The sequence below is a fragment of the Nonomuraea lactucae genome (assembly GCF_003313395.1).
Lineage (GTDB): Bacteria > Actinomycetota > Actinomycetes > Streptosporangiales > Streptosporangiaceae > Nonomuraea > Nonomuraea lactucae.
In genome coordinates, this window is record NZ_QNFZ01000069.1 from 1 (window position 1) to 14314 (window position 14314).

The 14314-nt window shown below is 72.4% G+C and carries 13 protein-coding genes and 1 pseudogene; 8 read left to right on the forward strand and 6 right to left on the reverse strand.

Annotation, left to right across the window (positions count from 1 at the left end; translation table 11 throughout):
- The 4 genes and pseudogenes from DQW85_RS05585 to hutI all read left to right on the forward strand — a co-directional run.
- Nucleotides 1-252: pseudogene (locus DQW85_RS05585) on the forward strand (urocanate hydratase); the annotation flags it as partial.
- 146 nt (nucleotides 253-398) lie between these two features.
- The gene (locus tag DQW85_RS05590; protein WP_113699344.1) at nucleotides 399-1598 is read left to right on the forward strand and encodes an allantoate amidohydrolase; all 1200 of its coding nucleotides are present in this window, start codon (nucleotides 399-401) and stop codon (nucleotides 1596-1598) included.
- A complete protein-coding gene (locus DQW85_RS05595; protein ID WP_113699345.1) occupies nucleotides 1589-3064 on the forward strand; it encodes a formimidoylglutamate deiminase in 1476 nt (491 codons plus the stop codon). Before DQW85_RS05590 ends, DQW85_RS05595 begins: the two co-directional genes overlap by 10 nt.
- The gene (hutI, locus tag DQW85_RS05600; protein WP_113699346.1) at nucleotides 3061-4245 is read left to right on the forward strand and encodes an imidazolonepropionase; all 1185 of its coding nucleotides are present in this window, start codon (nucleotides 3061-3063) and stop codon (nucleotides 4243-4245) included. The genes DQW85_RS05595 and hutI overlap by 4 nt, the downstream gene beginning before the upstream one ends.
- 185 nt (nucleotides 4246-4430) lie before the next feature.
- On the opposite strand, the gene DQW85_RS05605 is transcribed toward hutI, so the two are convergent.
- The 6 genes from DQW85_RS05605 to DQW85_RS05630 form a co-directional block, all read right to left on the reverse strand.
- Nucleotides 4431-5258 carry a hypothetical protein gene (locus tag DQW85_RS05605; protein WP_113699347.1) on the reverse strand — a complete coding sequence of 276 codons (828 nt, stop codon included), beginning with the start codon at nucleotides 5256-5258 and terminating at the stop codon, nucleotides 4431-4433.
- Nucleotides 5259-5674: 416 nt separating this feature from the next.
- Nucleotides 5675-6163: a hypothetical protein gene (locus DQW85_RS05610; protein ID WP_113699348.1), complete on the reverse strand. Its 489-nt coding sequence runs from the start codon at nucleotides 6161-6163 to the stop codon at nucleotides 5675-5677.
- A gap of 418 nt (nucleotides 6164-6581) precedes the next feature.
- The gene (locus DQW85_RS05615; RefSeq protein ID WP_162794755.1) at nucleotides 6582-7409 is read right to left on the reverse strand and encodes a DUF559 domain-containing protein; all 828 of its coding nucleotides are present in this window, start codon (nucleotides 7407-7409) and stop codon (nucleotides 6582-6584) included.
- A gap of 106 nt (nucleotides 7410-7515) precedes the next feature.
- Nucleotides 7516-8349 carry an SRPBCC family protein gene (locus tag DQW85_RS05620; protein WP_113699350.1) on the reverse strand — a complete coding sequence of 278 codons (834 nt, stop codon included), beginning with the start codon at nucleotides 8347-8349 and terminating at the stop codon, nucleotides 7516-7518.
- The gene (locus DQW85_RS05625; protein ID WP_240196946.1) at nucleotides 8342-8971 is read right to left on the reverse strand and encodes a winged helix-turn-helix domain-containing protein; all 630 of its coding nucleotides are present in this window, start codon (nucleotides 8969-8971) and stop codon (nucleotides 8342-8344) included. The genes DQW85_RS05620 and DQW85_RS05625 overlap by 8 nt, the downstream gene beginning before the upstream one ends.
- A 123-nt stretch (nucleotides 8972-9094) precedes the next feature.
- Entirely contained in the window at nucleotides 9095-10129 is a 1035-nt protein-coding gene (locus DQW85_RS05630) for a GDP-mannose 4,6-dehydratase (RefSeq protein ID WP_113699351.1), read from the reverse strand.
- Between the two features lie 255 nt (nucleotides 10130-10384).
- Here DQW85_RS05630 and DQW85_RS05635 point away from each other — a divergent pair, with 255 nt between their 5' ends.
- The 4 genes from DQW85_RS05635 to DQW85_RS05650 form a co-directional block, all read left to right on the forward strand.
- Nucleotides 10385-11632: a glycosyltransferase family 4 protein gene (locus DQW85_RS05635; RefSeq protein WP_113699354.1), complete on the forward strand. Its 1248-nt coding sequence runs from the start codon at nucleotides 10385-10387 to the stop codon at nucleotides 11630-11632.
- A gap of 38 nt (nucleotides 11633-11670) precedes the next feature.
- Complete coding sequence (locus DQW85_RS05640; protein WP_205314901.1) at nucleotides 11671-12387, forward strand: class I SAM-dependent methyltransferase; 717 nt, start codon at nucleotides 11671-11673, stop codon at nucleotides 12385-12387.
- Nucleotides 12384-13424 (forward strand): glycoside hydrolase family 15 protein, encoded by a 1041-nt coding sequence (locus tag DQW85_RS05645; protein WP_113699352.1) that lies wholly within the window; start codon nucleotides 12384-12386, stop codon nucleotides 13422-13424. Before DQW85_RS05640 ends, DQW85_RS05645 begins: the two co-directional genes overlap by 4 nt.
- A 125-nt stretch (nucleotides 13425-13549) precedes the next feature.
- Nucleotides 13550-14314, forward strand: a 765-nt coding sequence (locus tag DQW85_RS05650) for a DUF1702 family protein (RefSeq protein WP_113699353.1), incomplete at its 3' end; no start/stop codon positions are given.

The window sequence follows — 14314 nt, forward strand, 5'->3', positions numbered from 1 at the left end:
AACACCGCCTCCGGCGCGACCTGGGTATCGATCCACCACGGCGGCGGCGTCGGCATCGGCCGCTCCATCCACGCCGGACAGGTGGCGGTGGCCGACGGCACCCAACTGGCCGCCCACAAGCTGCAGCGCGTCCTGACCAACGACCCCGGCACGGGCGTCATCAGGCACGTGGACGCGGGCTACGACCGGGCCGCCGAGGTCGCGACGGAGCGTGGCGTCGCGATCCCGATGACCGGCGGGGGCTCCTTGTGACGGAACGCGCCTCGGGCACCCCCAGGCACACCACCCCACCCCCCAGGGAGCCAGAGCACGAGGGCCACGAGCCAGGACACGAGGAGCCGGGACACGAGGAGCCGGGACACGAGGGACCGGTACACGAGGCGGGGGACTCCACACTCATGGCCGGATTCGAGCAAGCCTGGCAGGAGCTGGCCCAGATCGGGGGCGGCGGCGCGGGCGGCTACCACCGCTTCGCCTGGACGCCGGTCGACCTGGCCCTGCGCGGCTGGTTCCAGGAGCAGGCCGCGCGGCGCGGCATGGCGTACGAGCTGGACCGCAACGGCAACCAGTGGGCCTGGTGGGGCGTCCCTGGCCCCGGCGCGGTCGTCACCGGCAGCCACCTGGACAGCGTGCCGGGTGGCGGCGCCTTCGATGGGCCGCTCGGCGTCGTGTCGGCGTTCCTCGCCGTGGACGAACTACGCGAAAGGGGCGTCACGCCGACCCGCCCGCTGGCCGTCGTGAACTTCGCCGACGAGGAGGGCGCCCGCTTCGGCGTGGCCTGTGTCGGGAGCCGGCTGCTCACCGGGATCCTCGCCCCGGACGACGCGCGGGCACTGCGCGACGGCGACGAGGTGAGCCTGGCCGAGGCGATGCGCGCCGCCGGTGCCGACCCGAGCACGCTGGGCCGCGACGAGCAGGCGCTGTCACGCATCGGCGCGTTCGTGGAGCTGCACATCGAGCAGGGCCGAGGGCTGGTCGATCTGAACGCCCCGGTCGGCGTGGCGAGCGCCATCTGGCCGCACGGCCGCTGGCGCTGCACCTTCCACGGCGAGGCCAACCACGCGGGCACCACCCGCCTGGCCGACCGGCACGACCCGATGCTGCCGTTCGCCTCCACCGTCCTGGCCGCCCGGAACGTGGCCGAGCGGCTGGGCGCGCTGGCCACGTTCGGCAAGGTACGGATCGACCCGAACGGCACCAACGCCATCCCGTCACGGGTCGACGCGTGGCTCGACGGGCGTGCCCCCGACGCCGAGACGGTGCGGGCGATGGTGGACGAGATCACCGACGCGGCCCGCACGGCGGCGACCGGGCACGGCGTGCGCGTCGAGGTCGTCCCTGAGTCCACCACTCCGGTCGTCCGTTTCGGCGACGAACTGCGCGACCGGATCACGACCGCCCTCGGCGGGGCGCCCGCGCTGCCCACGGGCGCCGGCCACGACGCGGGCATCCTTTCGGCGTCCGTCCCGACCGCCATGCTGTTCGTCCGCAACCCGACGGGCGTCAGCCACAGCCCCGCCGAGCACGCCACCGTCGAGGACTGCGTGACCGGGGTGGCGGCCCTGGCCACGGTGCTGGAGGACCTGGCATGCGAGTGACCCGCTACTACGCCGACCACGCCTGGCTGGGCGGCCACCGCACGGTGCCCGGCATCGTCGTCGAGGTGACCGGCGACCGCATCACCGCCCTCCACCAGGCCGGATCCCCCTCCCCAACCGGCACCACACCGAGACCCGGGGTTGCGGCACCTCCGTCCGACGCCGTGCACCTGCGCGGGGTGACCCTGCCCGGGATGGCCAACGCCCACTCGCACGCGTTTCACCGGGCGTTGCGCGGGCGCACCCAGCGTGAGCGGGGCACCTTCTGGACGTGGCGCGAGCAGATGTACGCCGTCGCGGCCCGCCTCACCCCGGACCGCTATCACGCCCTGGCCCGCGCCGTCTACGCCGAGATGGCGCTGGCCGGGATCACCTGCGTGGGCGAGTTCCACTACGTGCACCACGACACCGGCGGTCGGCCGTACGCCTCTCCCAACGCCATGAGCGAGGCGCTGCTGGCAGCCGCAGCCGACGCGGGCATCCGCATCACCCTGCTCGACACCTGCTACCTGCGAGGAGGCATCGGCAGGCCGCTGGAAGGGCCGCAGCTGCGGTTCGGCGACCGGGACGCCGATGCTTGGGCGGAGCGGGCCGCCGGGCTGAAGGGCGGTGACCACGCCAGGATCGGCGCCGCCGTCCACTCCGTCCGCGCCGTACCCGACGACCAGCTAGGTACGGTCACCGGCTGGGCACGGGAACGTGGCGCACCGCTGCACTTCCACCTCTCGGAGCAGGTGGCGGAGAACGAGGCGTGCCTGGCCGCGTACGGGCGCACCCCGGCGGCGCTGCTGGCGGAGCACGGCGGGCTCGGCCCGCTCTCGTCCGCCGTGCACGCCACGCACCTCACCGAGAAGGACATCGCCCTGCTCGGCGGGTCGCGTACTACCGTCTGCATGTGCCCCACCACCGAACGGGACCTCGCCGACGGCATCGGCCCAGCCCGCGCGCTCGCCGACGCGGGCTCCCCGCTGTCGCTCGGCAGCGACAGCAACGCGGTCGTGGACCTGGTGCAAGAGGCGCGGGGCGTGGAGCTGGACGAACGGCTCGCCACCCGGCACCGGGGCCACTGGCTCGCGGCCGACCTGCTGCGCGCGGCCACCTCGGACGGGCACGCCTCACTCGGCTGGCCGGAGGCGGGCCACCTGGAGGTGGGCGCCCCTGCCGACTTCGTGACCGTCGGGCTGGACTCGGCGCGCATGGCCGGTGCGCCCTCGGACGCGCTCCTGGAGTCGGTCGTCTTCGCCGCCACGGCTGAGGACATCCGCGAGGTGGTGGTCGCGGGCCGCCGCATCGTGTCGAACGGCCGGCACCTCCTGATCGACGACGTCCCGGAGTCCCTGACCTCCTCCATAACCGCGCTCACCACCCCCACGCCTCCCACCACGACACACGCCGTTGCAAGCCACTCGAACACCAACACCTCAGACACCGGCCTCTCACGCGGCATCACCGGAGGACACACATGAGCGATCGCTCGTTCCTCATCGACAACATCGGGTCGCTGGTCACCAACGACCCCGAGCTGGGCGAAGGTGCGCTCGGTCTGGTGGAGGACGCGGCGCTCGTGGTGGAGGACGGGCTCGTCGCATGGGCGGGCCCGCGAGCCCGGATGCCCGAGGGGGCGGCGCGCGAGAGGTGGGACGCCGGTGGCCGGGCGGTCACCCCGGGGTTCGTGGACAGCCATGCGCATCTGGTGTTCGCCGGTGACCGGTCCCGCGAGTTCGAGGCACGGATGTCCGGCCGGCCGTACACGGCGGGCGGTATCCGCACCACCGTCGCGGCGACCCGGGCCGCCACGGACGAGCAGTTGCGGGACAACGTGCGACGGCTCGTCACCGAGGCGCTCCGCTCCGGCACCACGACGGTCGAGAGCAAGTCGGGGTACGGCCTGACCGTCGAGGACGAGGAACGGAGCCTGCGCGTGGCGGCCGAGCACACCGACGAGGTGACCTACCTCGGAGCGCACGTGGTCCCCCCCGAGTACATGGGCAAGCCGGACGCGTACGTCGAGCTGGTGTGCGGCGCGATGCTGGACGCGTGCGCGCCGCACTCCCGGTGGATCGACGTCTTCTGCGAGCGGGGCGCCTTCGACGGCGACCAGACCCGCGCGATCCTGACCGCGGGCAAGGAGCGGGGTCTCGTGCCCAGGGTGCACGCCGGCCAGCTCGGGCCCGGGCCGGGTGTGGCCGTGGCCGTCGAGCTGGGCGCGGCCTCGGCCGACCATGTGACGCACCTCCGTGACACGGACGTCGAGGCGCTCGCCTCCAGCGACACGGTGGCGACGCTGCTGCCTGGTGCTGAGTTCTCCACTCGTTCTCCTTATCCGGACGCGCGCCGACTGCTCGACGCGGGCGCCACCGTGGCGCTGGCGACCGACTGCAATCCCGGGTCGAGCTATACGACGAACGTCCCGTTCTGCATCGCACTGGCGGTGCGTGACATGAACATGACACCTGCGGAAGCCCTGTGGGCGGCCACGCTCGGCGGCGCCCGGGCCCTGCGCCGGACGGACGTGGGCCACCTCGCCGTGGGCGCGCGCGCCGACCTCGTGCTCCTGGACGCCCCCTCCCACCTCCACCTCGCCTACCGGCCGGGTGTCCCCTTGGTGAATCAGGTCTGGAAGAACGGCACGCCAGTCCTCCGCTGATGGGAGAGGCCCTTCCCGGCCGCGATCGGCTACGTGGCCCGGTACGGGATCGAGTGGCGGGCCCTGCCGGTGACTTCCCCGCACGAGGCGGCGTACGCACGCTGCTACTGGGCGAGGTCGGCCTGCCCGCCGGGTACGTGGCGGGGCACGGTCTCGCGCGTCGGGCACCGGGCCGGTCGTCTGGCTCAGCCCGGCTGCTCCCGGCGGGTGCCGGGCATGAGCTCGACGCGGAGGTCGTCGTTCTCCTTCAGCACGAACGTCCGCCCGTCCCCCGCCTTCCACTCCTCCAGCGTGATCAAGGGGACGAGGTAGTAGCGCTCGCCGCGGGCCAAGAGCAGCCTCAGGCCGGTGTAACGGTGCTTGAAGGCCCCCGTGCGGAAACGGTCGGGCGTCACGCCGGGGGCGTTGAGCGCGAGGGTGTCGGCCGAGTAGATCGCCACCTGGGTGCGGCCGGCCAGTGTCGCGGCGACCTGCTCGGCGTTGCGGCCGCCGCGCTCCTGGGCGTACAGGCCGCCCGTCCACAGCAGGCAGAGGATCGCGATCCCGGTGCTCGTGGCGAAGGCCACCCTGCTGTACGGCCGACCGCGCAGAGGCCAGGTGAGCAGGAGCGGGCCGAAGACGAGCGGCACGATCACGTGATAGGTGCTCACGCCGCCGGCGCTCACCCCGATCAGCGCGAACACCAGGGCGAGCGTGGTCAGGACGACCCCGGCGAAGCGCAGGTCCACGACCAGGCGGACCGCCTTCCCGCCGGCGAGCCTCCGGCCCACGGCGCGCAGCCGTACCGGGACGAACGCGGCCAGGCGTGCCCGGTGCGCCACCGCGGCGAGGACCAGCGGGACGGCGGCCAGCCAGGGGGCGACGTTGGGCGAGAGCAGGTTGACGCCGTAGAGGGCGTACTCGTGAACGCCGAACCCCATGTCGGTGGGGCGAAGGTTGAACAGCCGCAGGTAGCCGTCGAGGTAGGCCCAGCCCATGTAGAGCAGGACGGCCGCGCCCACGCTGACCAGCACGGTGACCAGCCCAATCGCATCGAACGGGCCCTTCCCCGCACTTCTGTCTCCCGTGGCGCCTTCCGCCTCCCGCGGTCCCGCGCCCTTGTCTCCCGTCGCGCCTTCCGCCTCCCGCGGCCTCTCCCCCTCCGGTGCCCCCTGCCTCTCGGGTGGAGGCGGCGGTGAGGCCGCCGCTGACGGAGGCGGCGCGGTCGAGGCCGCTGTCGCTGACGTAGGTGAAGTCGCGGACGGAGGCCACGTCGTCGACGGGGTCATCGTTGACGGGACCGGCGTCACAGGGACCGGCGTCGCTGACGAGGCGGGCGCCGGGTCCGGTGGGCGCGCCGAGTCGGGTGGGGGCATCGGGTCCGATGAGGGCGTCAGATCCGGTGAGGGCGTCGGGTCCGGTGGGGGCGCGGGCACGGGGCCGGCCGCCGTCATCGGGCCGAGGTGGGAACGGGGGACGGCGGAACCTCAGGCGAGGAGTCCTCCTGCGGTGACGGCGTGGTGGAAGGAGAGTTGTCCGGGGTGCCCGTAGGCTGCGCGGCACTGATGGTCGTCGTCGGCGTGCCGGACGGCACCGGGGACGGGCAGGGCGGCAGGACGGGGTCGCCGCCGCCGCTCAGGCAGGGCCGACGGGTCCGGGTCCGGGTGTGCGACGGGTGAGGCGAGGTGTGATCCGCGGAGGCCCAGGGTGATGAGGTGCGTGACGGTCCCGCGGTCGGGGAGCCGGCCAAGGTAGGGGTGCCGGACATGCCGCCGCCTGGCTCCATGGTGACGCTGAACCCCGGCCCGGTGGGCCCGGCGGGCTCGCTCCCGCAGGCGCCGAGCGCGACGGCCAGCCCCACGACGACCAGCCCCACGACGACCGGCACCATGCCGAGCGCACGGACGAACCCGGACACGCCCACCCCCTCGGTGATCAACCGAGCACTGTCAGTGGTTCATCCGTCGGGAACGGCTCAGCGTTACCGCCCGACCACCGGGCGTACATGGGCGCCGGCTGAGAGAGGCCCTTCTCGGCTGACGGGGCCCGCAGCCGTTCGTGCACCGTGCGGTCCGGGGTGAGGGCCAGTGGGGGCGCGCGAGCCGTCCAGCCCAAGGGTGAGGCCTGTGATCGCCCAGTCCGTGGTGAGGGCCCTGTGGGGGGCTCGCGAGCCGTCCAGCCCAAGGGTGAGGGCCTGGGAATGCCCGGCGACCGTCCCGGCGTGCGAGCCGCCCGTGAATGGCTTGGCCGTCCTCCCGGAAGACCGTGGAGACCGTGGAGGGCGTGGAGACCGTGGAGACCGTGGAGACCGTACGCGTGGGAGGGCTCCTCTCCGAAAGTCCTGCGGGGTGCAGCGGTCACCGGCGTCTCCGGCGGGCGGCGCGGATGCGGGAGAGGATGCGGGTGGTCTGGTCGGGGGCCGGGCGCCAGCCGCGTTCGATGAGCGCGTTGGCCACGTGCTCCAGGAGCGCGGCGGTGCGGGCCGGTACGACGTCCTTGCGCACGGGGATGACCCGCCACCCCAGCCGCCGCAGCTCGTCGCGGCGGGCTTCGTCGCGGTGCTGGTCGGTTGGAGAGGTGTGATGCTCCTGGCCGTCGTATTCGACGGCCAGGCGGTAGGGCTCCCAGCCGAGGTCGAGGTAGGCGTGGCGGTCGGCGGTGAGGGGCACCCGGATCTGCGTGGCGGGCCTGGGGAGGCCGCCGTCCACGAGGATGACGCGGAGCCAGCTCTCCCGTGGTGATCTCGCGCCGGGGTCGGCGAGGCCCAGCAGGTCGCGCAGGCGCCAGGAGGGCGCCTGGCGCCACAGGGCGTCGAGGTCCACGCCCAGCCGGGCGAACTGGTCGAGGGCCGCGACCGCCTCCAGGCGTGGCAGCCAGCGGGCGCAGTCGAGGGCCGTGCGGTCGAGGGTGGTGAGGCGAACGCTCTGATGCACGGTGATCTCGTGGGCGGCCAGCTGTGTAACGTGGGTGACGCAGCCGGGCAGCGCCAGGTGGCCGGGCGCGATCAGCTCGACCGGCCAGTCGGTGTCGGGCGTGCCCTGGCTCAGCGCGTGCAGGCCCCACACGTGCGCCGCCGTCTGGCGGCACACGACAGCGTGGCGGACCGCCTGCGTGACGCGGCGGGCGCGGCCGAGCAGTGGGGACGGGGGGCCGAGCAGAGGGGACGGGGGGTGGAGCGGGTTCACGGGGCCAGGATGGCGGGAGGGCCTGCCGGGGCGGGGCGCCGAGCGTGGTTCTGTGGACGAGTGGCGGCCGTCCACAGGTGAGCCCCGCCCCTACCGCCTCGGATGCCTACTCGACCCAGATCGGCTGCCAGCCGGGCACCTCGTGGAAGCGCCGCAGCTCCGACAGGCCGGCCAGGATGCCGCCCCACGCCGCGTACGGAGGAAGCTCGCCCTCGAACCCGCTCTGCATCAGCGTCAGCCGGGTCTTGCCGCCGGAGCCCTCCAGCTCCCACGTGCCCACCCCGACGGGTCCCCAGTCGACGGAGAGCTTGCGGCCCGTCTCCAGCTCCAGGATCTTCGCGGGGTCGGGGTTGTCGAAGCCTCCCATGGCGAAGCGCCCGCCGACGTACGGCTCGATCGCGATGGGGTACCCGAACCAGCTGCTCGCCGCCTCGGAGTCGATCAGCGACTCGAACACCTCGCCCGGCGCGGCGTCGATCAGCACCCCGGCGCGCAGGTCCCGAGCGGTGAAGTCGATCTTGGGCGTGAGCTCGCGGCCGTCGAAGTGCTCGGCCAGGTTGGCCAGCACGAGGCACCAGTACGTCTGCAGGACGCCGCGGATGTTCTTGCCCTCGAGCGCCTCCTGGTGGTCGTAGTGGCTCTGCGACACCGACACGATGGTGGCGCCGGGCCCGTCCTCCTCCACGCTGAACTCGGTGGTCGTCTCGACGCCGTCGAGGGTCCAGGCGAAGCGCACCGTACGGTCGTCGGTGTGCAGGAGCCGCTGGTGCGGCGCGTCGCCCTCGGGCGTGTGGCGGCCCCAGAACGCGTAGCGCTCCGGCGGATCCACCTCCACGTGCTCGGCCAGCCAGACGCGCATGGCCGCGGGGTCGGTCAGCGCGTGCCTGACCTCCTTGATCGGCGCCTGGACGCGGGCACGCAGGATCATCGGCTCACTCATGGTCTTCTCCTTCGAGGTGATCGGCGACGTCGGGGTCACTGGCGACGTCGGGGGAGCTGGCGACGGCAGGGGAGCCGGCGACAGCGGGGTAACAGGCGACGGCGAGCTTGAAGGCGTCACCTTCGGCCCCGCCGTACTTGGTGAACAGTTCGCGCAGCGTCGTCTGGAGATCGCGCAGGAACTCCTGGCGGTCCTCGGGGCGCACATGGATCTCTCCGGACACCCCGATCGACGGCAGCTCCGGAGCCGTGCGGTCGAGCGCCGCGATGTCGGCCTGGACCTCTTCCATCAGGTCCAGGAGGTAGCCGAGGCTCAGCTCGTCCCGCGCCTTTCGCAGGCCGATCCTGCCCACCAGGCGCGGCGACAGCCAGTAGGAGCGGGCGCCGGCCTGGTAGATGCCCTCGTTGATGCCCCTCACCTTGCGCTCCGACACCAGGTCGACCAGCCCCGCGTCGACCAGCCGCTTGACGTGGTAGTAGACGCGCTGCGGCGTCTGCCCGAGCCGCGCCGCCACCTCGGTGCAGGTGCGCGGCTCGGCCAGTTGCCGCAGCACCTCGACGCGCTGGGGCTTGAGCAGGGCCTCGGCCTGCTCGATCTCTTCCAGGTACAGGACGTCTCTCATCGCAAAAACAATCCTTTACGTAAAATTCTGCCTTGTCAATGGGGCAGCACGAAGGTCCTTTACGTAAAATTCTGCCTTGTCAATGGGGCAGCACGAAGGAAGGGAGACATCCATCCGTGTTGATCAGGGCCAGGAGCTGTCCTGGTCGGGGTCCCCGCCGTCGGAGAGCAGCCTGATGTCCGACTCGACCATCATCGCCACCAGCTCGTCGAACGACACCGTGGGCTCCCAGCCGAGCTGCACCCTTGCCTTCTTGGGGTCCGCGCAGAGCAGGTCCACCTCGGCCGGACGGTGCAGGGCCTGGTCGGTGACGACGTACCTCTCCCAGTCGAGCCCGGCCGCCGCGAACGCGGCCTCAACGAGTTCCCTGACCGACTTCATGCGGCCGGTGCCGATCACGTAGTCCTCGGGCCTGTCAGCCCTCAGCATGAGGTGCATGGCGCGCACGTAGTCACCGGCGAACCCCCAGTCGCGCCGCGCTTCGAGGTTGCCCAGGCGCAGCTCGTCCGCCATGCCGAGCTTGACTCGCGCCACGCCCAGCGACACCTTGCGGGTGACGAACTCGGCGCCCCGGCGCGGCGACTCGTGGTTGAACAGGATGCCGGAGACCGCGAACATCCCGTACGACTCGCGGTAGTTCTGGGTGAGGAAGTGCCCGTACGCCTTGGCCACGCCGTACGGCGAGCGGGGGTGGAAGGAGGTGCTCTCCGTCTGCGGCGTCTCGCTGACCTGGCCGAACATCTCGGAGGACGAGGCCTGGTAGAAGCGGATCTGCCCGCTCGCGCCGCCACCCCTCGACGACGGCCGGGACACGCCCGAGCACACCCGGATGGCCTCCAGCATGCGCAGCACGCCCATCCCGGTCACCTCGGCGGTCAGCTCCGCCTGTTCCCATGACATCGGCACGAACGAGATGGCGCCCAGGTTGTAGACCTCGTCGGGCTGCACCCGCTCCACCGCCGAGATCAGCGACCCCTGGTCCAGCAGGTCGCCCCGCACCACCCGTACGTCCGCCAGCAGCTTGCGCATCCGCGACACGCGCGGGTTGGCCTGACCGCGCGCCAGCCCCCAGACCTCGTACCCCTCGCCGAGCAGGTGCTCGGCGAGATAGGAACCGTCCTGGCCGGTGATGCCGGTGATCAGAGCGCGCCTGGCCAACGGGTCCTCCCATATCGCTACCGCGTCCGCTTGGGTGGGAATGTACAGCTATGCGCCTCGGCACAGCACCACGACGGCCTAGAACGCGTTCTACCGAATAACGCTCGGTCATGACAACGTCGCAGTTGGCACGCCCTGCGGCAGTGGTGAGGAACAACTTCTCGGCAATCTACCGAATGGTAGCCTTTCGCACTAAGGTCATCTTTCACGGTACACGCCCGTCGCAGGGGCCTACCGGCGGAGAAAGGGGTGTGCGTGGGCGACCCAGACAACACCTTGCGGATCGCGCTGCTGTCGTACCGCAGCAAGCCGACCTGTGGAGGGCAGGGCGTCTATCTCCGCCACCTGAGCCGCGAACTCGTCGCGCTGGGGCACCACGTCGAGGTGTTCTCCGGACAGCCGTACCCGGAGCTCGACGAGGGCGTGATCCTCAACGAGGTGCCGAGCCTCGACCTCTACCGCGACGAGGACCCGTTCAGGACCCCCAAGCTGCACGAGTTCCGCGACTGGATCGACTGGCTCGAGGTCGGCACCATGTGGACGGCGGGCTTCCCGGAGCCGCTGACGTTCACCCTGCGCGCCCGCCGCGAGCTGAGGAAGCGCGTCGGCGACTTCGACGTCGTCCAGGACAACCAGACCCTAGGGTACGGCCTGCTGGGCATCCAGAGGCTGTTCCCCGTGGTCGGCACCATCCACCACCCGATCAGCGTCGACCGCCGGATCGAGCTGGAGGCGGCGCGCGGCGTGAAGAAGCTGACCATGCGCCGGTGGTACGGCTTCGTGAGGATGCAGGCCAAGGTGGCGCCCCGGCTGAGCCCGATCCTGACGGTCAGCGAGTCATCGCTGGCCGACATCCACCGCGACTTCAACGTCCCGCAGGCCAACATGCGCCTGATCCCGCTCGGCGTCGACACGCGCTACTTCCACCCTCGGCCGGACCTGCCTCGGCGCAGGGGCTCGATCGTCGCCGTGGCCAGCGCCGACTCGCCGATGAAGGGCGTGGCCACGCTGCTGCGGGCCGTCGCCAAGCTGGCCACCGAGCGCGACGTGAACCTCACCGTGGTCAGCCGGCCCACCCCCGGCGGCCCCACCGAGCGGCTGGTGCAGGAGCTGTCGCTGGGCGAGCGGGTCCGCTTCGTGCACGGCATCTCCGACGACGAGCTGGGCGAGCTCATCGCCACCTCGGAGATCTCGGTCGTGCCCTCGCTGTACGAGGGGTTCTCGCTTCCCGCGGTCGAGCACATGGCCTGCGGCACCCCGCTGGTCGCCAGCCGCACGGGCGCGCTGCCGGAGGTGGTCGGCGACGCGGCGATCCAGGTCTCCCCCGGCGACCCCGAGGAGCTGGCCGCGGTGCTGCGCCGGCTGCACGACTCGCCCGAGGAGCGGGAGCGCGTGGGCAGGGCCGGATACGACCGGGTCATGGAACGCTTCACCTGGCACGTGGTCGCGAAGAGGACCGTCGAGGCCTACCGCGAGGCCATCGCGGCTCGCCGTACACGCTGAATCCCCCACCCCCGCCCGACCCCAAGGAGACCGATCAAGTGCTGACGGTGGACTTCGCCCGGTTGCCCGTCGGACCCGGCGTGCGCGTGCTCGACCTCGGCTGCGGTGGCGGCCGGCACGCCTTCGAGGTGCTGCGCCGCGGAGCGGACGTGGTGGCCTTCGACATGGACCAGGCCGAGCTGGACGGCGTGGCCGCCATGTTCACGGCGATGGACAAGGCCGGTGAGGTCCCGCCGGGCGCCGGCGGCCGGATCGTCCAGGGCACGGCGCTGGACATGCCGTTCGAGGACGGCGGCTTCGACCGGGTGATCGCGGCGGAGGTGCTGGAGCACATCCCCGACGACATGACCGCGATGCGGGAGATCTTCCGGGTGCTCAGGCCCGGCGGCACGGCCGCGATCACGGTGCCGAGCTTCCTGCCGGAGCGGATCTGCTGGGCGCTCGACGAGGACTACCACACCGCTCCCGGCGGGCACGTGCGGATCTACACGCTCGCCGAGCTGTCGGCCAAGCTCAAGTCCACCGGCTTCGAGATCGGGCCCCACCACCACGCCCACGGCCTGCACGCGCCCTACTGGTGGATCAAGTGCGCGGTCGGCGTCAACAACGACGACCACCCGCTGGCCAAGGCGTACCACGAGCTGCTCGTCTGGGACATCATGAAACGCCCCGCCGCCACCCGCGTCGCCGAGGCGCTGCTCAACCCGCTCATCGGCAAGAGCGTGGTGCTGTACGTCAGGAAGCCCGCGGCGTGATCGGCCGCGAGGAGGTCGTACGGACGGCCTTGAGCATCGCGGCGATCCAGGAGGGCGACGGCGGCGTGCCGTGGCCGGAGGGGCACGTCGACGCTTGGAACCACGTCGAGTGCCTGATGGCCATGACGGTCGCCGGGCTGGGCGAGCCGGTGCGCCGCGGCTATGAGTGGCTGGCCAGGCACCAGCGCGACGACGGGTCGTGGCCGATGAAGGTGGCCCGCGGCGTCTGCGTCGAGCGGGGCGGCGAGTCCAACCACGCCGCGTACGTCGCCGCCGGGCTCTGGCACCACCAGCTCGTGACGGGCGACCAGGCGTTCACCGAGCGGCGCTGGCCGATGGTCAAGGCGGCGCTGGACTACGTCGTGGGGTTACAGACCGACCGCGGCGAGATCGTGTGGGAGCGTGACGCGCGGGGGCGGGCCTCGGCGTACGCGCTGCTCACCGGGTGCTCGTCGATCCACCAGGGGCTGCGCTGCGGCGTGCTGCTCGCCGAGCACCTGGGCGACCCGCAGCCGCACTGGGAGCTGGCCGCCGACCGGCTGGCCCACGTGCTGGCGGCCCATCCCGAGGCGTTCGCCGACAAGAGCCGCTTCTCGATGGACTGGTACTACCCGGTCCTCGGCGGCGCGGTGCGGGGCGCGCAGGCGTTCGAGCTGCTCGATCGGGAGTGGGCGACGTTCGTGGTGCCCGGCCTCGGGATCCGGTGCGTGTCGGACCAGCCGTGGGTGACCGGGGCGGAGACGTGCGAGCTGGTGCTGGCGCTCGACGCGCTCGGCGACCGTGAACGCGCGGTGCGGCTCTTCGCCGACATGCAGCACCTGCGCCACGACGACGGCTCGTACTGGACGGGCTGGCAGTTCGCCAACCGCAGGCACTTCCCGCACGAGCGCTCCGGCTACACGGCCGCCGCCGTGGTCCTCGCCGCCGACGCGCTCCAGGGCCTCTCCGCGGGCTCGGCGCTCTTCCGCGACATCGCCGCGCCGTCCGTCTCCCCTTCCGACCCCGACCTCTGCGGCTGCACTCCGGCCCGTGCCTGATCCAGCGCCTCCGGCGCAAGGGGTTTTGCGGCTTCTTTGCCGCGAAAAACGGAGCGGCTCCGCCGATGGGCGCAAGGCGGTCACTAGCTTCGGGAGAGGCCGTACGAGGCGTCTTCGGGGGAAGCGTGGGCGACACGGGCACGACATCGTACGTCGGCTGCGGCTGGCGGAGGCTGCTCGCTCGGGACGAGGGCGACGCGGACCTGGGGCGGCGGAGGTTCCGGCTCAGGCGTGGTCCCTCGCGGGCGGCGATCGAGACCGCGGAGAAGTCGTACGTGCTCGGCTTCAACGCCGCCCTCGCCCGCGAGCTCGGCCGGATCGAGGAGATGCCCCCGGAGCGGCGGCCCTTCGCCTACGAGGGCGCGGGAGCCGCGTGCACGGTGCTCGACCTGCTCAGCCTGGCCAGGGGGCGGCGGCTGCGCGAGCTCCTGGACGGCCCCGGCGGCCGCCACTCCCACGCCGTCCATCTCGGCGCCGGACGCGGGTACGCGCTGCTGCGCCTGTGCCCGCTGCGCGGGGCCGGTCGGGCCCATCCCCTGCTGAGGTGGCTGGCCGTCGACGGCTACGGGTTCCAGCGGGGCCTGGAGCACACCGACCGGATGGTGGGCGAGCGGACCATGCCCGACCTGCTGACGAGGGCCCACTGCGCCACCTTCGACCAGGGCCTGGGCCGGCTGCTGTGGTATCACGACTGCGCCTCGCCGGACGACGTGGCGGCCGCCATCGCGGCCTATCCGGCGGGCAGGCGGGCCGACCTGTGGAGCGGTGTGGGGTTCGCCGCGACGCACACGGGCGGCGCCGAGGCCGACGAACTGGGGCGCCTGGCCGAGCACGCGGGCGCCGACGGCTTCCGCGCCTACCTGGCCCAGGGCTGCGCCCTGGCCTCGGCG

Excerpts from the sequence above, each read along its gene's own strand:
- DQW85_RS05620 (WP_113699350.1), bottom strand. The coding sequence starts at position 8,349 with ATGAGTGAGCCGATGATCCTGCGTGCCCGCGTCCAGGCGCCGATCAAG.
- hutI (WP_113699346.1), top strand. The coding sequence starts at position 3,061 with ATGAGCGATCGCTCGTTCCTCATCGACAACATCGGGTCGCTGGTCACC.
- DQW85_RS05590 (WP_113699344.1), top strand. The coding sequence starts at position 399 with ATGGCCGGATTCGAGCAAGCCTGGCAGGAGCTGGCCCAGATCGGGGGC.
- DQW85_RS05595 (WP_113699345.1), top strand. The coding sequence starts at position 1,589 with ATGCGAGTGACCCGCTACTACGCCGACCACGCCTGGCTGGGCGGCCAC.
- DQW85_RS05625 (WP_240196946.1), bottom strand. The coding sequence starts at position 8,971 with ATGAGAGACGTCCTGTACCTGGAAGAGATCGAGCAGGCCGAGGCCCTG.